The 22,796-nt window shown below is 46.2% G+C and carries 11 protein-coding genes; 5 read left to right on the top strand and 6 right to left on the bottom strand.

Annotated features, from left to right (window positions below):
• Nucleotide 1: 1 nt before the first annotated feature.
• The 3 genes from arcB to QTN95_RS02435 all read right to left on the bottom strand — a co-directional run bounded on the left by arcB (nucleotide 2) and on the right by QTN95_RS02435 (nucleotide 5,197).
• Entirely contained in the window at nucleotides 2–2,359 is a 2,358-nt protein-coding gene (gene arcB, locus QTN95_RS02445; protein WP_331416209.1) for an aerobic respiration two-component sensor histidine kinase ArcB, read from the bottom strand.
• A gap of 82 nt (nucleotides 2,360–2,441) precedes the next feature.
• Nucleotides 2,442–4,190, bottom strand: coding sequence for a diguanylate cyclase domain-containing protein (locus QTN95_RS02440; RefSeq protein ID WP_331416208.1), 1,749 nt, complete (start codon nucleotides 4,188–4,190; stop codon nucleotides 2,442–2,444).
• A 59-nt stretch (nucleotides 4,191–4,249) separates the two neighbouring features.
• Entirely contained in the window at nucleotides 4,250–5,197 is a 948-nt protein-coding gene (locus tag QTN95_RS02435) for a TIGR01212 family radical SAM protein (RefSeq protein ID WP_331416207.1), read from the bottom strand.
• 531 nt (nucleotides 5,198–5,728) lie between these two features.
• Here QTN95_RS02435 and gltB (QTN95_RS02430) point away from each other — a divergent pair.
• From gltB (QTN95_RS02430) to QTN95_RS02410, 5 genes are all read left to right on the top strand, one after another.
• Nucleotides 5,729–10,276, top strand: coding sequence for a glutamate synthase large subunit (gene gltB, locus QTN95_RS02430; protein WP_331416206.1), 4,548 nt, complete (start codon nucleotides 5,729–5,731; stop codon nucleotides 10,274–10,276).
• On the top strand, nucleotides 10,276–11,745 hold the full coding sequence (locus QTN95_RS02425) for a glutamate synthase subunit beta (protein ID WP_331416205.1): 1,470 nt from the start codon (nucleotides 10,276–10,278) through the stop codon (nucleotides 11,743–11,745). The genes gltB (QTN95_RS02430) and QTN95_RS02425 overlap by 1 nt, the downstream gene beginning before the upstream one ends.
• A gap of 428 nt (nucleotides 11,746–12,173) precedes the next feature.
• Nucleotides 12,174–16,637 (top strand): glutamate synthase large subunit, encoded by a 4,464-nt coding sequence (gene gltB / locus QTN95_RS02420; protein WP_331416204.1) that lies wholly within the window; start codon nucleotides 12,174–12,176, stop codon nucleotides 16,635–16,637.
• Between the two features lie 20 nt (nucleotides 16,638–16,657).
• Nucleotides 16,658–18,070, top strand: coding sequence for an FAD-dependent oxidoreductase (locus QTN95_RS02415; RefSeq protein ID WP_331416203.1), 1,413 nt, complete (start codon nucleotides 16,658–16,660; stop codon nucleotides 18,068–18,070).
• Between the two features lie 95 nt (nucleotides 18,071–18,165).
• Nucleotides 18,166–18,594 (top strand): DUF1499 domain-containing protein, encoded by a 429-nt coding sequence (locus tag QTN95_RS02410; protein WP_331416202.1) that lies wholly within the window; start codon nucleotides 18,166–18,168, stop codon nucleotides 18,592–18,594.
• 61 nt (nucleotides 18,595–18,655) lie between these two features.
• Here QTN95_RS02410 and truB read toward each other — a convergent pair whose 3' ends face one another.
• From truB to infB, 3 genes are all read right to left on the bottom strand, one after another.
• Nucleotides 18,656–19,606 carry a tRNA pseudouridine(55) synthase TruB gene (truB, locus tag QTN95_RS02405; RefSeq protein ID WP_331416201.1) on the bottom strand — a complete coding sequence of 317 codons (951 nt, stop codon included), beginning with the start codon at nucleotides 19,604–19,606 and terminating at the stop codon, nucleotides 18,656–18,658.
• Complete coding sequence (rbfA, locus tag QTN95_RS02400) at nucleotides 19,606–20,016, bottom strand: 30S ribosome-binding factor RbfA (RefSeq protein WP_138972553.1); 411 nt, start codon at nucleotides 20,014–20,016, stop codon at nucleotides 19,606–19,608. Before rbfA ends, truB begins: the two co-directional genes overlap by 1 nt.
• A gap of 113 nt (nucleotides 20,017–20,129) precedes the next feature.
• A complete protein-coding gene (infB, locus tag QTN95_RS02395; RefSeq protein WP_331416200.1) occupies nucleotides 20,130–22,793 on the bottom strand; it encodes a translation initiation factor IF-2 in 2,664 nt (887 codons plus the stop codon).
• Nucleotides 22,794–22,796 lie beyond the last annotated feature (3 nt).

Genomic DNA, 22,796 nt, shown 5'->3' with positions numbered 1-22,796 from the left:
TTCACCTTTGTCGTTCCGAGTGGTGTTGTAACCATTCTTTCAAGATATGAATATCATTGTCATACTCATTCTTTATTTCTTCAACCCAATCGTCGATGTTTTCCCACCAAGTTGGAAAATCTGGCGACTGCGCTTTCTGCGCCACGCTCTGAATATGCTTTAATCCAATAGAGCCTGCGGCTCCTTTAATTTTGTGAGCCTCTGAAACTATACCTTCCTGATGCTTGGCGACCATGTTTGAGTCCAACACTTGCAAGTACTCTGGCATCATCTCTTCAAACATCTCTATGCTGCTAAGTACAGGCTCTGGCCCAACAATACTGACATAGGACTCAAGCATATCTAGGTCAAGTATACGAGAATAGATCTCCCCACCTTCGGCGATCACTTCGGGCTCGACGGTTTGATACTTGGTTTGCTCCACCTCTCCTTGAGTAAACTTAGCCAGAACCTCTTGCACCGCAGTCACTGAAAGAGGTTTACTGATCGCATCATCCATCCCTTTATCAAGGTACTCTTGTTTGTTCTTGAGGACATTGGCTGTCAAGGCTACCAATGGCGGCAGATCCGAGTATGTGCGTCTAAAGTATTCTGCAACATCAAACCCGGTCATGTCTGGTAGCTGGATGTCTAGGAACACCAAGTCGTAAATTTCAGGATCAAACATTTCCATCGCTTCCATACCTGTCATGGCAACAGAAACTTCATGTCCCATACTCTCTAGCAGTGAGCGAGCAACCGTAATATTGAGCTCAATATCCTCAACCATAAAGATATTGAGTTCTTGCGATGGTGCAGCCACTGATGATAAAGACTCTTCAACTTCTGCCAATGGCACACTGATAGTGACGGTGAAAGTACTGCCAAATCCCTCTTCACTCGAGACGGTAATATCGCCGTTCATCATATTGATTAGCTGCTTTGACACAGCAAGACCGATACCTGTTCCGACTGCATGGAGGTTGTCTTTCCCAGACTTGACCTGATAGTACATGGCAAAGATTTTTTCGAGCTCAGCTTCTGGGATACCGATACCGCTATCCTCTATCTCCATCGTAATATGAGCGTGTTGGTCTTCTATCTCAGAGCTGACCGTCATCACCACCCCTCCCTCTTTAGTAAACTTCATCGCATTGCTGATGAGGTTCCAAAGTACCTGACGGAGACGAGTCGCATCGACTTCAATCGCACTAGGCAGTTCGCTCAGACGTTCCAGATCAAAGCGCAGCCCTTTCTGCGACGCCATCAATGCAGAGATGCTCTCCATCTCTGCGACAAATTCTTCAAAATTAAGTGTCGATGGATAAAGTTCGAGTTTGCGGCGGTCGAACTTGTCCATATCAATAATGTCGTTGAAGATGTTACCCAAGGTAATTGCACTGACATTAATGGTCTGCATATGGTTACGCTGCTCTTCGGTAAGCTGAGTATCAAGCAGCATTCGACTCAAACCAACGATACCGTTAAGGGGGGTGCGTAGCTCATGACTGATCGTCGATATAAATGTTGTTTTATCTCGGCTGGCTTTTTCTAGCGATTCTTCATGGCGCTTACGCTCTGTGATATCACGGCCAAAACCCACCAGACCTAAGTGACGCCCCTCTTTGCTGTAGAAAGGGACTTTACGTAATTCGAAATAGTTTTTACGTCCATCAGGATACTCAAGCCACTGCTCATAAGTTAGCGCTTGATTATCAGAGAAAACCTTCTGGTCTGTATCAACAATTTGTTGAGCGACTTCCTTGCTGTAAACATCCCAAGGTGTCAGACCGACCAGTTGACTCTCTTTCTTACCCGTCAGCTCTTCCATTGCTCGGTTACAACCGGAGAAAACGCCCTCTGCGTTGCGGTAGTAAATAAGGTCAGGAGAAGCATCAATAAACGAACGTAGAAGTGCGGTTCTCTCCGCCAATTCTACCTGTGTTTTCTCACGCTGATAGACCTCATTCTCAAGGTCTTTCATCGCTTCTTCACGCGCTTCTTCAGCTTTAATACGTTCTTCAATTTCTTGATTAAGCTTGGCAATGTTTTGTTGAAGCTTGTGGTTGAGTTCCTGATCTCGTGAACGCATATCTTTCAATTTCGAGACAAGCTTGGAGAGACGTTGGCGCGATTCTTCCAATTGATCGACAACCACCGATAGAAAATACACCGCCCAAGGAGTAATTAATAAGCCAAAGAAAACTGAGCGTACGATGTCGATGTCATCGACGTGCCCACTTAAAACAAGAGTAATTCCGACTTGGACAACAACAGCAAGTGCCACCAAGGCCAAAGCAAGAAGAATAGAAAAACGCAGGATGCCCAGTTTGACTAACAAATCGACATAATACTGCGCAAGATTTTTAATCGGCTTCATCGAGAACTCCGCACGGTAACAGTCGTTAAATATTACCTGTTTTCACTACCGACAGCTAAAGGAATCCTTACAACAAAAAGTGCTAATTCTCTGATGTGTGATGCACACAAGTCTGATTGCGACCGTTGGCTTTTGCTTGGTACAAAGCACTGTCAGCCAAAGCGATAATCGTTTCGCTGCTGGTCATCGGTTTAGGCACAATCGAAACAAGACCAATACTGGTCGTGATCTGGTTGGATACCTCAGATTTCTGATGCTCTAGAGCAAGTTCAGCCACACCTTCATGAATACGCTGAGCCACTAACAGTGCGCCTTCTGTGGTGGTATTTGGCAAGATGAAGCCGAACTCTTCTCCGCCATAACGAGCCACACAATCACTTGAGCGGGTGAGCACTTTCTTAAAGACTTCCCCCACTTTGATCAGTGCTTCATCACCGCGTTGATGACCATAAAAGTCGTTGTAACCTTTAAAGTAATCAATATCACACAAGATAATCGTGAGTGGTTGCTGCTCGCGGATATGGAGATACCAAAGTGTTTCAAGTTGTTCATCAAAGCGACGACGGTTTGAAATCTGAGTCAATCCATCAATAAAGCTCAGACGCTCTAACTCTTGATTGGCCTCTTCCAGTTTTTGTTCCGCTAAGTAACGCTCTGAAACATCACGAGCCATGATCAGTACGCCATTGGTTCCAGAAGCAGGGTCTCTGAATGGAGATTTCACCACGTCGTACCAAATATATGCACCGTTACTGCTGATCATGCGATCGATATAGCGCAACGACTTACCTTCATAAAGCACCTTTTTATCCGTTTCTGATAGTCGTTCGTAGCTATCATTAGGGATTACATCCTGCAGACGCTTACCAATCAAATCATCAACGTCAGCAATTCCTAACGCTTTCACAAACGGCTGATTACATGCTTGATAGACCATGTTTTCATTAAAGATACCGATAGAATCCGGGCTTGATTCGAGGATGTTTTGTAAGATCGTGTCGCGTTGTGCTAGCGCAACTTCAGTATCTCGGCGCTTCTCCATCTCGTCGCGCAAGTTTTTCTGCATATCGTGCCAATCCGTCACATCGTGGCTAATACACAGTGTGCCTAGCTTTTCTCCATCAGATGACAGCAAGATATTCTGGTAACTTTCGAGCAAGCAGCTACGGCCATCTGGAGTCACCGTCCAACACCTTTGACTTGCCCGCCCCTTAATCACACCTTGGATATCGGCAGTTCCCTCTTCTTCGCGATTATGCCAAAAGCGCTGAAACGCTCGGTTAGTTGAGATGATCTGGCCGTCATTGTTCTTGATAAAGACCAACTCAGACAAGTTGTCGAACGCACTTTTGATCATTGAAAGTGAATTGATCTCTTTCTTTAGTTCTTGATCGGTTAAATGATGCGGAGAGAAATAGAGTAACCAAGTTGCACGGCGGCGAAACAGAGTTTTATGCCCGGAGACATCAAGTTTAATCGCTCTGGTTTGCGAAATAGGCCAGCTCAACATATGTGAAGAGAAACGCGAACCGGTAAACGACGAGGGAATAGAAAGCAGAAACTGAGGTGTCACTAAATCTGGTAACATAAAGCTCTTACCCACTTTACGCACCCCTAAAACTTGGGTCGCGGCTGGGTTAGCAAGCATTAATTCACCAGTTTTACTGTCAATTAACAGTAATGCGTTGGGCGTTGTCTCAAGTAGTTCAATCAGGTGCGCCTGATTTTTCGCATAAATAGCTATTGCTGCAAAAATAGCAAGTAGGATGACAACAAAGTCAAAACCGTGCCCGCGGGTAGAGTCCCACAACCAAACTAATACTTGCTCCATTTATAACTCTGACTCAATGAATAATCTTTATAAGGGTACAAAAGATATCAGCTTATTGCTTAATTATCAGCCTTTAATATCGGCCTTGTGTATTCAAATGGTTGATTTATCAAAGAGCCTTGCGCCCCTAACTGGTGTAGAGAACGACCGATTTGAGTCATGGCTAACCAACGGTTTTCACACCATAAAGGTGCCAATAACGTAGGTCTACGTGCTGCTGAAGAGACACGGTGATACACCACTTCGGGAGGTGTCATACGTATTAGCTCACTGGCAATCGACACGTATTCTTGGAGCTCTGGAGCTGACAACTTTCCCGCTTTCCATGCTTTGGCCATGGTGCTGCCTTCGACAATATGAAGACCATGAAGTTTAATGCCGTCCGTGCCAACCGCCAATACTTGCTTCATTGTCGCGATATTGTCTTCACGTGTTTCTCTGGGTAAGCCCACAATCAGGTGCGTACAAACTTTGATGCCAAGTGCGCGTGCACGTCGAGTAATCTCAGCATAACATTCGAAATCATGGCCTCGGTTGATGCGTTTTAGCGTCTGATTGTTTGCCGTTTGTAAACCGAGCTCCAGCCAGATTTCGTACCCTTGTTCGACGTAATTTGCCAACAGTTCTAGGACGGCATCAGGAACACAGTCAGGACGAGTCCCTACGCACAATCCCACAATGTCAGCCGCTTTCAGTGCTTGCTCGTACATGTTTTTAAGAACCTGTACTTCGGCATAAGTACTTGTATAAGCCTGAAAATAGGCAAGGTAGCGCTTGGCTCGAGCAATCTCTCCAGCTCGATCGATTAGCTGCTCATGGATAGTTTTTATTTGCGCGGCTTCATCAGCGAACGAAGCGACATTGCAAAATGTGCATCCACCACGGCCAATCGTGCCGTCTCGATTTGGGCAGCTGAACCCACCATGCAGTGTCAGTTTATGAACTTTTTCCCCGTACCTTCTCTGTAAGTCTTGTCCAATAGTGTTGACCAGCTCGTGAAGTTGCATTTTTACCCTTGTCTAAAACGAAATAAATATCATTAAGATCTATGTAATTTAATTACAATATTGAAAGAAATTTGGGAATAAATGTAACGTTTTCAAACGGGGTTGTTGTTATGCAAAGTCAATAAACATGCAGAAATAATGTGCCTCAAGCCAATTGTTAAGCAAAAGTTAAACATAATATCAATTTATAACGCAAAAAATCTGGGCAACAAGCACGACTTTTGATTGCATTTTGTGCTGAGTAAATTGTAGGATACTTACAGATTTTGCTGCATTTTGTGTTTTTTATTACATTAAAATTTGGCAAAACATCGGTGAACTCCTACTCCTACCTATATAAATCACTAGATTGTGATACAAAAAAACTGGATTTCACCAAGGATTGTTTTTCTCGCCATATTTTTCAGCGAGAGACGGAATGGAATCAAAGTCGCCAGCTAGGCTGACTTCGAATCATAAAAATAAAGGACAGGACGTAGAACTAGTTTCGACTAGCCCAATTGCGCCTATTTGAACTGGAAGGATGTATCCATGGTAGATAGAGAGCAAACTTCACAAGGTCTGTACACTCCTGAATTGGAGCATGACGCTTGTGGTATCGGTTTTGTTGCTCACTTAAAAAACCGTAAATCGCACGAAGTAGTTACGCAAGCTCTTGATATGCTTGCAAGGATGGAGCACCGTGGTGGTCAAGGATGTGATCCTTGCTCAGGTGATGGCGCTGGTATCTTGCTACAAAAACCACACGAATTTCTGTTAGAAGAAGCCGTTAAGCTTGGTATCAAGCTCCCTTCTTTCGAGAAATACGGCGTTGGTGTGGTGCTTTTCCCAAAAGACGAACACAAACGCGCGCAATGTCGCGATATCCTAGAACGTAATGCTAAACGTCTAGAGCTCGATGTTATCGGCTATCGTGTTTTGCCGACAGACAACTCAATGATCGGTGCTGACCCTTTAAGCACTGAACCGCAATTCGAACACGTATTCATCTCTGGTGGTCCTGGCATCACGCCTGAAGAGCTAGAGCGTAAGTTGTACGTACTGCGTAACTACACAGTTCGAGTCTGTCTAGAAAGTGTCTCTAACATTGGTGATGATTTCTACATCAACTCAATGTCATACAAAACACTTGTCTACAAAGGTCAGTTGACAACAGAGCAAGTACCACAGTACTTCCTCGATCTACAGAATCCAACGATGGTGACAGCACTTGCGCTGGTTCACTCTCGTTTCTCAACCAACACTTTCCCGAAATGGCGCTTAGCTCAACCTTTCCGTTACATCGCTCACAATGGTGAAATCAACACCGTTCGCGGTAACCTGAACTGGATGAAAGCACGCGAGGCGATCATCGAATCAGACCTGTTTACTCAAGCTGAAATCGATATGTTATTGCCTATCTGTCAGGAAGGTGCTTCCGACTCATCTAACTTCGACATGGCGCTAGAACTTCTGGTTCTTTCGGGCCGTAGCCTGCCACACGCATTGATGATGATGATTCCAGAAGCGTGGCAAGAAAACAAAAACATGGATCCAACTCGTCGTGCGTTTTACCAATACCACGCCAACGTCATGGAACCATGGGACGGCCCAGCTTCAGTCTGTTTCACAGACGGTGTTCAGGTAGGTGCAACTCTTGACCGTAACGGCCTTCGCCCTTCTCGCTACACAGTGACAAAAGATGATTTCTTAGTCATGGCGTCTGAGTCTGGTGTTGTGGATATTGCACCAGAAAACGTCGAATTCCGTGGTCGCCTACAACCGGGTCGTATCTTCGTTGCTGACCTAGAGCAAGGGCGTATTATTTCTGATGAAGAAGTAAAAGACGGCATTGCATCAGCACAGCCTTACGAGAAATGGGTAGCAGAGAATCTGCTCAGCCTGAAGAAACTGCCGGATGCGAGCAACGAATTCAGCCAACCGTCACCGGAAAAGCTTCTGCACAAGCAGCAAGCATTTGGCGTGAGCTCAGAAGAAGTGAACGAGATTATCGTTCCTATGGCTCGTGATGGTAAAGAGCCACTTTCGGCTATGGGTGCCGACTGGCCACTTGCGATCCTTTCGCACCAGTCGCAACACCTCTCAAACTACTTTAAACAGTTATTTGCTCAGGTAACTAACCCGCCTATCGACCCGATTCGTGAGCGTATGGTTATGTCTCTGAATACTTACCTAGGTAAGGATCAGAACCTTCTTGCCGAGTCACCACTGCACTGTCAAAAAGTTGAGCTTGAATCGCCAGTACTTTCAAACTCTGAGCTTGAAAAACTGCGTGCTATCGATAACGAGCACTTACAGGCTAAGACGTTAGATATCGTATTCCAAGCAAGTGAAGATGAAGGTAAGCTAGAACGTGCACTGAAGCGTATCTGTCAATATGCAGAAGATGCCGTGATCGATGGTTACTCAATCATCTTGTTAACAGACCGCGCAGTAAACTCTAACCACGCAGCTATTCCAGCAATGCTCGCCGTTGGCGCTGTACACCATCACCTGATCCGTAAAGGTCTCCGTGCTAAGTGTGACATAGTTATCGAGACAGGTGATGCTCGTGAGACGCACCACTTTGCGACTCTGATTGGCTACGGTGCAAACGCAATCAACCCATACCTAGTTATTGAGACTATGGTTGAACTGCAACGCATCAAAAAACTGGATCCTGAAACCAACATTCGAGAACTGTTCGAGAACTACCGCAAATCTATCAACGGCGGTCTATTGAAGATCTTCTCGAAAATGGGTATTTCAACCTTGCAGTCGTACCACGGTGCACAAATTTTTGAAGCTCTGGGTATCAGCAAGTCTGTTGTCGACAAGTACTTCACTGGTACGGTTTCGCGTATCCAAGGTCTTACTATTGATGACATCGCCAAAGAAGTGCTTGTACGTCATCGTATTGGCTTCCCAACACGTGAAATCCCTGTTCAAGTACTGGATGTTGGTGGTGTTTATCAGTGGAAACAGCGTGGTGAAAAACACCTGTTTAACCCTGAAACTATTTCACTGCTTCAACAATCAACTCGTAACAAAGACTATGTTCAGTTTAAGCAATATGCGAAAGCGGTTGATGATCAAGGCGATAACGCAGCAACGCTACGTAGCCAGCTCGATTTCGTTAAGAATCCAGCAGGTTCTATCCCGCTCGAAGAAGTGGAGCCGATTGAAAACATCCTTAAACGTTTTGCTACCGGAGCAATGTCATTTGGTTCGATCTCTTACGAGGCACACTCTACTCTCGCAGTCGCGATGAACCGCATTGGTGCTAAATCGAACTCAGGTGAAGGTGGTGAAGACCCTTCTCGTTTCGAACGTAAAGAGAATGGTGATTGGGAGCGTTCAGCAATCAAACAGGTTGCTTCAGGTCGTTTCGGTGTGACGTCTTACTACCTAACTAACGCCGATGAGCTACAAATCAAGATGGCTCAAGGTGCTAAGCCGGGTGAAGGTGGTCAGCTACCAGGTGATAAGGTTGATGACTGGATTGGTGCGACTCGTCACTCCACACCAGGTGTTGGTCTAATCTCGCCACCTCCTCACCACGACATCTACTCAATTGAGGATTTGGCTCAGCTAATCTTTGATTTGAAAAACGCCAACCGTGCTGGCCGAGTTAACGTCAAGCTGGTATCAGAAGCCGGTGTAGGTACGATTGCCTCTGGTGTAGCGAAAGCGAAGGCGGATGTGGTTCTTATCGCTGGTTTTGATGGTGGTACAGGTGCATCACCAATGTCTTCGATTCGCCATACAGGTCTGCCTTGGGAACTGGGTCTAGCAGAAACACACCAGACACTACTGAAAAACGGCCTACGTAACCGTATCGTAGTTCAGTCAGATGGTCAGATGAAAACACCTCGTGACCTAGCGGTAGCAACACTGCTTGGTGCTGAAGAATGGGGTATCGCGACAGCGGCACTGGTTGTTGAAGGTTGTATCATGATGCGTAAGTGTCATAAAAACACCTGTCCTGTTGGTATCGCAACTCAGAACAAGACCCTACGTGAACGTTTTGATGGTCGTGTTGAAGACGTCGTAACCTTCTTCCAATACATGGCAGAAGGCCTACGTGAAATCATGGCAGAGCTCGGTTTCCGCACCATCGATGAGATGGTTGGTCAATCGCAGAAATTGAAAGTTCGCGAAGATATTGGTCACTGGAAATACAAGAACCTTGATCTATCTCCAGTACTGCACATTGAGCATGCGCGTGAAAACGATGGTGTCTTTAATCAGACTGAACAGAACCACAATTTAGAACAGGTTCTTGACCGCAAACTGATTCAAGCTGCAATCCCTGCGCTTGAGAAAGGCGAAGCCGTTAACGCTGAGTTCCCGATCATTAACACTGACCGTTCTGCTGGTACCATGCTATCGAATGAAATTTCGAAAGTGTACAAAGACCAAGGTTTACCAAAACCAATGAACGTTAAGTTCACCGGTTCTGCTGGCCAATCATTTGGGGCATTCCTAGCAAAAGGCGTGAAATTCGAGGTTGAAGGCGATGCGAACGACTACTGGGGCAAAGGTCTATCAGGCGGTACGCTGGTTCTTTACCCAGACTCGAAGTCAACCATCATCGCTGAAGACAACATTGTAGTAGGTAACGTATGTTTCTACGGTGCAACTTCAGGTGAGTCATACATTCGTGGTATGGCTGGTGAACGTTTCTGTGTTCGTAACTCAGGTGCAAAAGTCGTTGTTGAAGGTATCGGTGACCACGGTTGTGAATACATGACTGGCGGTGTTGCTGTCATCCTAGGTTCAACAGGTCGTAACTTTGCAGCGGGTATGAGTGGCGGTGTCGCTTATGTTTGGGATAAGTCTGGTGACTTTGAAACTAAGCTGAACCCTGAACTTGTCGACCTAGATCCAATCGAAGCTGAAGATCGTGAACTACTAAAAGAGATGCTCACTAAGCAGGTTCAATTCACAGGAAGTGAAGTAGCGAAGTCTTTCCTCGACAACTTTGAAGCAAGCCTAGAAACCATGGTTAAGGTTATGCCGCGCGACTACAAAGCGGTACTTCAAAAGCGTAAGGCAGCCGCTGAACAAGCACAAACGGAACAAGTGGAGGCAGTATAATGGGTAAGCCTACTGGATTTTTAGAACATGGTCGTGAGCTTCCAAAGAAGCTCGACCCATCAGTTCGTATTGAAAACAACAAAGAATTCGTTCTAAACGAAGAGTTTGGCGACAAAATCAATACTCAGGCTTCTCGTTGTATGGATTGTGGTGTGCCTTTCTGTCACAACGGTTGTCCGATTGGTAACATCATCCCTGAGTTCAACGATGCGGTATACCGTGATAGCTGGGAAGAAGCATGGAACATCCTAAGTTCAACCAACAACTTCCCAGAGTTCACAGGTCGAGTATGTCCTGCCCCGTGTGAAAGTGCTTGTGTACTAGGTATCAACCAAGATCCAATCACTATCTGTAACATTGAGAAAACCATCGTCGAAACTGCGTACCGTGAAGGGTACGCAAAACCTAAAACGCCTCGTTCTCGCACTGGTAAAACGATCGCCATCATCGGTTCAGGCCCTGCAGGTCTAGCCGCAGCTGAGCAGCTCAACAGCGCAGGTCACTCTGTTACTGTATTTGAGCGTGATGAGAAAGTTGGTGGACTACTGCGTTTTGGTATCCCAGACTTCAAGCTGGGTATGGATGTGATTGATCGCAAGATCAACCTAATGGCCGACGCAGGCGTTGAGTTCAAGGTCAATCAACATATCGGTGTTGACGTTAATGCTCAGCAACTACGTCAGGAGTTTGATGTTGTTCTGCTTACTGGCGGTTCAACGGTTCCTCGTGATTTGCCAGTACCAGGCCGTGAACTAAAAGGCGTTCACTTCGCGATGGAGTTCCTAGCTCAGAATAACCGCCGTGCTAACGACATGGATCTGAAAGGTGAAGAGATTCACGCTAAAGACAAGCATGTTGTCGTCATCGGTGGTGGTGATACCGGTTCTGACTGCGTGGGTACCTCAAACCGTCACAAAGCAGCGAGCGTAACTCAGGTAGAGATCATGCCGATCCCACCAGAAAAGCGCCCTGTAAATATGCCTTGGCCACAATACCCAATGATCATGAAAACAACCACTTCGCACGAAGAGGGCTGTCAACGTCATTGGAACATTTTGACCAAGGAATTTATTGGCAACGATAAAGGTGAAGTGACGGGTCTGCGTATTGCTGACATCGTGTGGCAAGATGCACAACCAGGTCAACGCCCAGAGTTTAAAGAAATTGCTAACTCAGAGCGTATCATCCCATGCGACATGGCATTCTTGGCTATGGGCTTCTTACATCCAGAGCCAAACGGTGTTTTGGCGCAGCTAGATGTTAAGCTAGATGAACGTGGTAACGTGGCGACCGACGGTTTTGCAACGAACCAAAAAGGTGTGTTTGCTGCCGGCGATATGCGTACAGGCCAATCTCTGGTTGTTCGCTGTATCAATGAAGGTCGTGAGTGTGCAATCGCTATTGATAGTTATCTAATGGGTAACTCAAATCTTGAAGCGAAAGCCGACTCACTAATGCTTTCCGCATAAAGTGAGCCACCTAGATGAAGAATTTTATTAGATTCTAGGTGGTTTAGAATAACCAATCATTCCTTCCAAACTTTCCCATTTGACCAGTACATTGTGCTGGTCTTTTTTATTTCCCTGACATTCAAATGTTGCAAAGCTGTAACAATCAAAATTCTAACCAACTGAATTCTATAGATAATTACAGCGTATTCCGTGGTAAATTGTATATTAGCGTGATTTTCCACCAAGAACTTGACCTTTTTCATAATAACCTATACGTTGTGAAGTCGATGAAAATGAATTCGTCAAATTTTGTTAAATGTTTTAAGAACATTTACTGCATATCTATACGATATATAACAATTAAAATGAATAGTTAGTCATAAATACCAACCCTTTAAATGTTGGTAGTTCTGTCGGGATGACAGAGAAGCAAAGGGAGAATTGCAATGGCTCTATACGATCCTAGTCTCGAGAAAGACAACTGTGGATTTGGCTTAATTGCACATATGGAAGGTGAGCCAAGCCATAAACTGGTACGTACCGCAATTTCAGCACTTGATCGCATGACCCACCGTGGCGGCATCGCGGCTGATGGAAAAACGGGTGACGGATGTGGTCTATTACTACAAAAGCCCGAATCATATCTACGTCTTATTGCCGAAGAAAATGGCTTTAAGCTTGGTAAACAATATGCCGTTGGCATGATTTTCTTTAACCAAGACCCAGCCAAAGCACAGCAAGCAAAAGACATTATCAATCAAGAACTTGCCCAAGAAACTCTGACTGTATCTGGCTGGCGTGACGTGCCAACCAACCCAACAGTACTCGGACCAATTGCCGCAGATTCTTTACCAAACATTCAGCAAGTTTTTATTTCAGCGCCTGCTGGCTGGCGTGAACGCGATATTGAACGTCGCCTATATATCGCCCGCCGCCGTATTGAAAAACGCATTGTTGATGATAGTGAATTCTACGTCTGTAGCCTGTCGACACAAGTCATAGTGTACAAAGGTCTATGCATGCCAGCCGACCTACCAAGGTTTTATCTCGACTTGGCAGACCTGCGTATGGAATCTGCTATCTGCTTGTTCCACCAGCGTTTCTCGACGAACACTCAGCCTCGTTGGCCACTCGCTCAGCCATTCAGATATCTGGCTCACAATGGTGAAATCAATACGATTCAAGGCAACCGACAATGGGCTCGAGCACGAGCGTACAAATTCGCGTCACCACTGCTTCCTGACCTGCAAACAGCTGCACCCTTCGTTAACGAGACAGGTTCAGACTCATCAAGCTTAGACAACATGCTCGATCTGTTTTTAGCTGGGGGTATGGATATCTTCCGTGCGATGCGAATGCTCGTTCCGCCAGCGTGGCAAAACCACCCTGATATGGATCCTGACTTACGTGCCTTCTATGATTTCAACTCCAAACACATGGAACCGTGGGATGGCCCTGCTGGTATCGTCTTATCAGATGGTCGTTACGCCGCATGTAACCTTGACCGTAATGGCTTACGTCCTGCTCGTTATGTCATAACAAAAGATAAGTTAATTACGTTAGCGTCTGAGGTTGGTATCTGGGACTACGCTCCCGATGAAGTCGCAGAAAAAGGACGAGTGGGTCCAGGCGAGCTTTTAGTTATTGATACTCGCCGTGGAAAGCTTTGGCAATCAAGTGAGATCGATAATGACCTCAAAGATCGCCACCCATACCGTGAATGGATGGAAAATAATGTCCATAAACTGACACCATTCTCTAAGTTGCCAGAAGACCAAGTGGGTGAACGGAGCTTCGATGAAGATGAACTAAAGACCTATCAAAAGCAGTTTGCGATGAGCAACGAAGAGGTTGATCAGGTATTGCGTGTTCTTGGCGATATGGGACAAGAAGCAGTCGGCTCAATGGGTGACGATACGCCAATGGCAGTGTTGTCGTCTAAAGAGAGATTGATTACTGATTATTTCCGTCAGAAATTCGCTCAGGTAACCAATCCACCGATCGATCCACTTCGTGAAAAACACGTCATGTCATTGGCGACCAGTGTCGGCCAAGAGATGAACGTATTCTGCGAGACCGACGGTCACGCTCATCGTGTAACCTTTGATTCACCGGTTCTGCTTTACTCAGATATGCAGCAACTACTTGAGTTAAGTGATGAGCACTACCGTAGTACGGTACTAGACATCAACTACAACCCCGACGACAAAGACCTTGAGCAAGCGATTCTTGATCTTTGTGATCAGGCAGAGCAAGCGGTTCGCGAAGGAACCGTTCTCGTGGTTCTTTCAGACAAAGCACTACAAAAAGGCCGATTACCAATTCCAGCAGCCATGGCTGTAGGGGCAGTACAAAGCCGATTGATCGATGCAAACCTTCGCTGTGACGCCAACATCATCGCCGAAACAGGTACTGTGCGAGACCCTCACCAATTTGCAGTACTGCTTGGTTTCGGTGCAACAGCGGTTTATCCATATCTGGCTTATGAAACCTTAGCGAAAGTCATTGATGATGGCGCTATCGCCAAGAGCTATCGACAGGTGATGCAAAACTACCAGAGCGGCATCAACAAAGGTCTATACAAGATCATGTCGAAAATGGGCATATCAACCGTTGCCTCATATCGTTGCTCTCAACTATTTGAAGCAGTAGGTCTAAGCCAAGATGTCGTCGATCTCTGCTTCAAGGGAGTCACAACCCGAATTCAAGGGGCGAACTTCGAAGACTTCGAGCAAGATCTTTACAATCTATCTCGCAAAGCATGGACGAAACGTAAGCCAATTGAACATGGTGGATTGTTGAAATACGTTCACGGCGGCGAATACCACGCCTACAACCCAGATGTCGTAGGTACGCTACAACAAGCGGTAAAATCCGGTGACACTTCTGATTACCGAAGCTTTGCTAAGCAGGTAAACGAACGTCCCGTTGCTATGCTGCGCGACTTAATGCATCTGAAGACATCGTCAACGCCGCTGCCATTAGAAAAAATTGAACCGAGTACAGAACTCTTCAAACGTTTTGACTCGGCGGCGATGTCAATCGGTGCATTGAGCCCAGAAGCTCATGAAGCCCTAGCAACCGCGATGAACCGTTTAGGCGGTTACTCAAACTCAGGCGAAGGTGGTGAAGATCCAAGACGTTTTGGTACAGAGCGAAACTCACGCATTAAACAGATTGCTTCTGGTCGTTTTGGTGTGACACCACACTATCTGACCAACGCAGATGTACTGCAAATCAAAGTAGCGCAAGGAGCAAAACCGGGTGAAGGTGGACAGTTACCGGGACATAAAGTCACCGCTGAGATCGCGAAACTACGTTACTCAGTACAAGGGGTAACACTGATTTCTCCGCCACCACACCACGATATTTACTCTATCGAGGATCTCGCTCAGCTGATTTTCGACCTAAAACAGGTCAACCCAGAAGCACTGATTTCGGTCAAACTGGTTTCTGAGCCGGGCGTTGGCACCATTGCGACGGGTGTTGCCAAGGCATACGCCGATTTAATTACCATCTCAGGTTATGACGGTGGTACTGCGGCTAGCCCATTAACGTCGGTCAAATATGCTGGCAGCCCTTGGGAACTGGGTCTTGCAGAAACTCAACAAGCGTTAGTCGCCAATGGTCTACGCCATAAGATTCGTCTTCAAGTCGATGGTGGCTTGAAAACTGGACTTGATGTCGTTAAAGCTGCGATTCTTGGTGCAGAAAGCTTCGGTTTCGGTACAGCGCCTATGGTTGCTATGGGTTGTAAGTTCTTACGTATCTGCCACTTAAATAACTGTGCGACTGGCGTTGCGACTCAAGATGACACCTTACGCAAAGAGTACTTCAAAGGCCTGCCGGAAATGGTGATGAACTACTTTATCGGCCTCGCCGATGAAGTGCGTGAGTTACTTTCACAACTTGGGGTTGAGAAACTGACTGACTTAATCGGTCGCACCGATCTCTTAGAAGCCGTTGAGGGGCTAACAGCGAAACAGAGCAAGCTAGATCTTTCGGGTATTCTTGAATCACCAATATCGCCACAAGGCCACCCTCTTTACTGGACGGAATCAAATGCTCCATTTGATAAAGCTGAATTGAACCAAAAGATTGTCTCGGATGCGCTTGAATCTATTGAGGCATGTCAGTCTAAAGACTTGTTCTACAAAGTAATTAACACTGACCGTTCTATTGGCGCTCGTTTATCTGGTGAAATCGCGAAACGCTATGGCAATCAAGGTATGGCAGCAAGCCCGATCAGGCTTCACCTAGATGGTACTGCTGGTCAGTCATTTGGTGTCTGGAATGCTGGCGGTGTTGAACTTTACCTGACAGGCGATGCGAACGACTACGTGGGTAAAGGTATGGCTGGAGGCAAAATTAGCATCAAGCCTCACCAAGGCACTGCCTTCCAGTGTAATGAAGCAACGATTATTGGTAATACCTGTTTGTATGGCGCGACTGGCGGAAAACTTTTCGCAGCAGGTACGGCAGGTGAGCGATTTGGTGTCCGTAACTCAGGTACGATTGCCGTGATTGAAGGTGCAGGTGACAACGCTTGTGAATACATGACGGGTGGTATTGTCGCTATCCTTGGTGCGACCGGAGTTAACTTTGGTGCGGGTATGACAGGCGGTTTCGCTTACGTGCTTGATGAGAACGAAGAGTTCCAAGGACGAGTAAACCAAGAATCTGTCGAAGCGATTGCGCTATCGGATCTTTATATCCACCAAGAACACCTGCGCGGTTTGATCGCTGAGCACCTAGAAGAAACAGGCTCAGTCCACGCAGAAAACATCCTAGCGAACTTTGATGAATGGATTCCGAAGTTCTACTTGGTTAAACCGCAGGCAGCAGATTTAAGTACTCTGCTTGGTCATCAAAGTCGCAGTGCCGCAGAACTTCGCGTTCAAGCGCAGTAATCATGGAGGATGTTTGAATCATGAGTCAGAACGTATACCAATTTATCGATGTTCAGCGCGTCGATCCTGCGAAAAAACCAATTAAAATTCGTAAGATCGAGTTCGTTGAAATTTATGAACCCTTTACTAATCAGCAAGCTACCGCTCAGGCAGATCGCTGTTTAGACTGTGGTAACCCTTACTGTGAATGGAAGTGTCCGGTTCACAACTACATTCCTCAGTGGCTAAAGTTAGCGAATGAGGGGCGAATTCTGGAAGCGGTAGAACTCTCTCACCAGACCAACAGTCTTCCAGAAGTTTGTGGACGCGTCTGTCCGCAAGATCGTCTTTGTGAAGGTTCTTGTACCCTAAACGAAGACTTTGGTGCGGTCACTATCGGTAATATCGAAAAGTACATCACCGACAAAGCCTTTGAAATGGGCTGGAAACCGGACATGTCTAAAGTGGTTTGGACAGATAAAAAAGTCGCGATTATCGGTGCAGGTCCTGCTGGTCTTGCCGCTGCGGATATCTTGGTCCGAAACGGTGTGAAGCCGGTTGTCTTCGACCGCTACCCTGAAATTGGCGGCCTACTTACGTTTGGTATTCCATCGTTTAAACTTGAAAAAGGCGTGATGGAAAACCGTCGTCGAGTATTCACTGAAATGGGCGTTGAGTTCCGTTTGGGTGTAGAAGTCGGTAAAGACATTGAGATGCAGCAGCTTGTCGATGAATATGATGCCGTCTTCCTAGGTGTAGGAACCTACAAGAATATGCGTGCCGGACTTGAGAATGAAGATGCTCAAGGTGTCTACGATGCCTTGCCTTTCCTTATCTCCAATACTTATAAAGTAATGGAGTTACCGAGTGAAGAAGCATTTATCGATATGGCTGGAAAAAAGGTCGTTGTCCTAGGTGGTGGTGATACCGCGATGGACTGTGTTCGAACTTCGATTCGTCAAGGCGCCTCCAACGTTATCTGTGCGTATCGTCGTGATGAAGAAAACATGCCTGGCTCACGTCGAGAAGTGAAAAACGCTAAAGAGGAAGGCGTCGACTTCATGTTTAACTTACAGCCTCTCGGTGTCGAAGTTGATGCCAGTGGCAAAGTCTCTGGTGTTAAAGTCGTTAAAACCGCGCTGGGTGAACCCGATGATGCTGGACGACGTCGTCCTCAACCCGTAAAAGGCAGTGAACACGTGCTTGCTGCTGACGCTGTCATCATGGCGTTTGGCTTCCAGCCTCATCAAATGTCATGGCTAACACCTTTTGGCGTCGAGCTCGATGAGTGGGGGCGTATTAAAGCGCCGTCGGAGCAGGAGTTTATGTTCCAAACCAGCAATAAGAAAATCTTCGCTGGTGGTGACGCGGTTCGTGGATCTGACTTGGTTGTAACAGCCATCGATGAAGGACGTAAAGCGGCTGAAGGTATTCTCGACTTCCTAGAAGTTTAACCTCTCATAACCACGAAAAAGGATCCTATTTTTGGATCCTTTTTTTATTTAAAACATATAATTATCTGACCAGTTCCAATACTAAGGAATCCAAGATGAAAAAAGGGGCTCTCCTTTCTCTGACCCTACTCACCTTAACTGCATGTAGCCAAGGAGTCACAACCATGACAGATCGCACTTCTCTCCCTTGTGGTGACAAACCTAACTGTGTCTCGACTCAAGATGCACGAGAGAAGCATCAGCTTGCACCCTTTACTTTGGCGAGCAGCACCAGTATTGATGCCATCGAAGCTGCCGCGCTGCAATTACCCGGAGCTAAAACAGCCGTGAAGGAGCAGGATTATCTTCGTATTGAATGCACCTCAAAGATCATGCGATTTGTTGATGACCTCGAATTACGCATTGAAGGTGAACAGCTGTTGGTACGTTCTGAGTCTAGAATGGGTTACTCCGACTTTGGCGTTAACCGTAAACGCGCGGATCAACTTCGTACCCTTCTGAGTGAGAAAGGGCTCATCCAATAGCATTTAGAATGTGGCGTAATATAAAGCCGAAGCAAGTGCTTCGGCTTTTCTCTAAATGGTATTACTGCTGAGTCTCATCTCGGAAGACAACCAGTCGCTTCGGAGCGACTTTGCCATCTGCGTTGACTTCAGCCACACCGATGAAGAGTTTCTCTTCTCCAGATGTCATGCGAAGTGGGGTACCTTCTGGCGCACCAAACACTTGGACTGGCATACCGTGCTGAACAAGATCGGTAAGCTCTGCGTTAAGGTTAACTTCCGGCAGTTCTTCTACTGCGGTATCCATTGGTAATAGCAGTGGATCAAGTAGATCTTTCGGTGCAATTTCCTCACGTTGAGCTTGCTCAAGCAACTCATTCAGTTGCTCTAACGTCACCATCTTCTCGTAAGGGTAATTTGCAACCGCGGTACGACGCAGCATAGTGACATGAGCACCACAACCAAGCATTTCACCTAGGTCATCAACGATTGTGCGAATGTAAGTACCTTTCGAACAGTGTACTTCCATTTCCACTTCATCGCCTTCAAAGCGATGCAAGATGATTTCATAAACCGTGATCTTGCGTGATTCTCTCGGTACTTCAATACCTTGACGCGCATACTCGTACAAAGGCTTACCTTGGTACTTGAGCGCAGAGAACATTGAAGGCACTTGATCAGATTCACCGCGAAACTTATCGATACAAGCGAGCAGCTTATCCATATCAACATTGATAGGACGCGTCTCTACCACTTCACCATCAGAATCAGAGGTATCGGTTCTCTCACCAAGCTTAGCAATCACACGGTAGCGCTTGTCGGAATCAAGCAAAAATTGCGAGAACTTGGTTGCTTCACCGAGGCAGATCGGCAGCATACCTGTCGCTAGGGGATCCAGTGCACCCGTATGACCTGCTTTCTCAGCAAAATAGATTCGCTTTACTTTCTGCAGTGCATCGTTCGATGAAATTCCCGTTGGTTTATCCAACAGAATCACACCGTTAATTGGACGACCTTTACGACGACGAGCCATTAGCTGTCTTCCCCAGTCTGTTCTTCTTCACGACCAGAGTCTCTTTGCTTACGCTTATCTTCACTAACGACTTCAGAAACAAGGTTCGACATACGCATACCTTCAACCAAGGTGTTGTCATAGTAGAAACGAACTTCTGGCGTTAAACGCAGACGGATACGCTTGCCTAGCATCATGCGGATATGAACTTCATGCTCACGTAATGCTTCAAGGCATGACTCTGGTGTTTGCTCACCAACACAAAGGAAGGTAACAAATACTTTTGCATACGCTAGATCACGTGACACTTCTACATCAGAAATCGTCACCATGCCTAGGCGTGAATCACGAACTTCGCGCTGAAGGATCAAAGCGAGCTCTTTTTGCAGCTGTTGTGACACTCGCTGCGTGCGGCTAAATTCTTTTGACATATCTTTTCTCTTATTAGAAAGAATGGGGGGATGGTCGTAACCAGCCCCCCATGGCGTATTCAACAACCAATTACAGCTTATCTTAAGAAGATCTTGCTCGTAATTTTAGTCAATTAATCAAGAGTACGTTTAATCTCTACGATTTCGAATACTTCGATCTGGTCACCAACGCGAACATCATTGTAGTTCTTAACGCCGATACCACACTCGTAGCCATTCTTAACTTCTTGAACGTCATCTTTAAAGCGACGTAGTGATTCTAGCTCACCTTCGTAGATAACAACGTTATCACGTAATACACGGATAGGGTTGCTACGCTTAATTAGACCTTCAGTAACCATACAACCAGCGATTGCACCCAGTTTCGGTGACTTAAACACGTCACGTACTTCAGCAAGACCAATGATCTCTTGCTTGAATTCTGGAGCAAGCATACCGCCCATTGCTTGTTTCACTTCATCAATTAATTGGTAAATGATTGAGTAGTAACGTAGGTCAACACTTGCCGCTTCAACCGCACGACGCGCAGAAGCGTCAGCACGAACGTTAAAGCCAAGGATGATTGCGTTTGAAGCTTCAGCTAGAACTGCGTCAGTTTCTGTAATACCACCAACACCAGAACCCACGATGTTTACTTTCACTTCGTCAGTCGATAGTTTCAGTAGTGAGTCTGCAATCGCTTCAACAGAACCTTGTACGTCAGCCTTCAGTACTACGTTCAGTTCAGCAACTTCACCAGCCGTCATGTTCGAGAACATGTTCTCTAGTTTAGATTTCTGCTGACGTGCAAGTTTCACTTCACGGAACTTACCAGCACGGTAGTTAGCAACTTCACGCGCTTTACGCTCATCACGTACTACAGTCGCTTCGTCACCTGAAGAAGGCACACCTGAAAGACCTAAGATCTCTACAGGGATAGAAGGACCCGCTTCTGTGATTTCTTTACCAAGCTCATCACGCATCGCACGAACACGGCCGTACTCTTGACCACAAAGAACGATATCGCCTTTGTTTAGTGTGCCTGACTGAACAAGTACTGTAGCAACTGGACCACGACCTTTATCTAGTCGAGATTCAACAACTACACCAGACGCCATACCTTCTTTCACAGCTTTAAGTTCAAGAACTTCAGACTGAAGAAGGATTGCTTCTAGAAGACCGTCAATGTTAGTACCCTGTTTCGCAGAGATGTGAACGAACATGTTCTCACCACCCCACTCCTCAGGAATTACGTCGTACTGAGCTAGCTCATTCTTAACGTTGTCTGGGTTTGCGTCTTCTTTATCGATCTTGTTAACCGCAACAATCAGTGGAACGCCTGCCGCTTTCGCGTGCTGAATCGCTTCAACTGTTTGTGGCATAACGCCATCGTCCGCTGCAACAACAAGAACAACGATATCCGTCGCTTGAGCACCACGAGCACGCATAGCGGTAAACGCCGCGTGTCCAGGAGTATCAAGGAAGGTGATCATGCCGTTGTCTGTTTCTACGTGGTATGCACCGATGTGCTGTGTAATACCACCAGCTTCACCAGACGCAACGTGTGTGCGACGAATGTAGTCAAGCGTAGACGTTTTACCATGGTCAACGTGACCCATGATAGTCACAACAGGTGCGCGAGGAACGGCTTCAGCGTTGTTGTCACGATCTGACAGTACCGCTTCTTCCAGCTCATTTTCTTTACGCAGAATAACTTTGTGGCCCATTTCTTCAGCAACTAGCTGAGCCGTCTCTTGGTCGATAACTTGGTTGATAGTCGCCATAGCGCCCATCTTCATCATCACCTTGATAACTTCTGTGCCTTTAACCGACATCTTGCTAGCAAGTTCAGATACAACGATTGTTTCGCCGATCACAACGTCTGCTTTAGCAACAGTAGCGGTCTTATCGAAGCCTTGCTGCATTGAAGCTGGCTTAGAAAGTCTGCCTTGCTTACGGCCTTTACCACCACGCTGGTTGCGGCTAGGACGAGGTGGCTCTTCATCTAGAGAAGATTTCTTTTTCTTCCTGCGACGAGCGCCTTCTTCTTTGCGGTCAGCAGCATCTTCTGCTTCACGTGCATACGAAGAAGTAGTCACGTGGTAGTCAGAGTTTTCAAGCTCTTTCTTCTTCTGTTCTTCTTCATTCCAACGAGCTTCATTTTCTTCAGCTAGTTTACGAGCTTCTTCAACAAGCTTTGCAGCTTCTTGTTCAGCTTTACGTTGGGCTTCTTCTTCCTGACGACGTTTTAGTTCGTCAGCTTCTTTTTTCGCTTGCGTATTAGCGTCCGCATTTTTTGCATTCATGTCTTTCTTAGCCTTATCAGCTTGTACGCGCTTTGCCTTTTCTTCTGCGTCACGTTTTGCATCCGCTTCTCGCTTCGCTTTCTCATCGGCCTCGCGTTGTGCTTTCTCTGCAGCTTCACGTTTTGCTAGCTCTTCAGCCTCACGCTTTGCTGCTTCCTCAGCCTCACGTTTTGCGTCGTCTTCGATAATGCTGCGCTTAACATAAGTTCGCTTTTTGCGTACTTCTACTTGAACATCCTTACTCTTGCCGCCACCAGCATTTACGCTAAGTGTGCTGCGAGTTTTACGCTGTAGAGTTAAACGAGTTGGCTCAGATTCACCCGTAGTGTCACCGTGCTCTTTCTTTAAGTGAGTCAAAAGTTTCTGCTTTTCTTCATCAGAAACCTGATCACTGCTCGCTTTGTTCATACCAGCATCAGCAAGTTGTTCAATTAAGCGGTCCACTGGAGTTCCAATTTCTTCACTCAGTGCCTTAACAGTAATTTGTGTCATGCC

The organism is Vibrio sp. M260112, from assembly GCF_036533775.1.
Taxonomy (GTDB): Bacteria; Pseudomonadota; Gammaproteobacteria; order Enterobacterales; family Vibrionaceae; genus Vibrio.
Note: the sequence above shows the minus strand (reverse complement) of the source record. Positions and strands in the feature narration are given on the sequence as shown.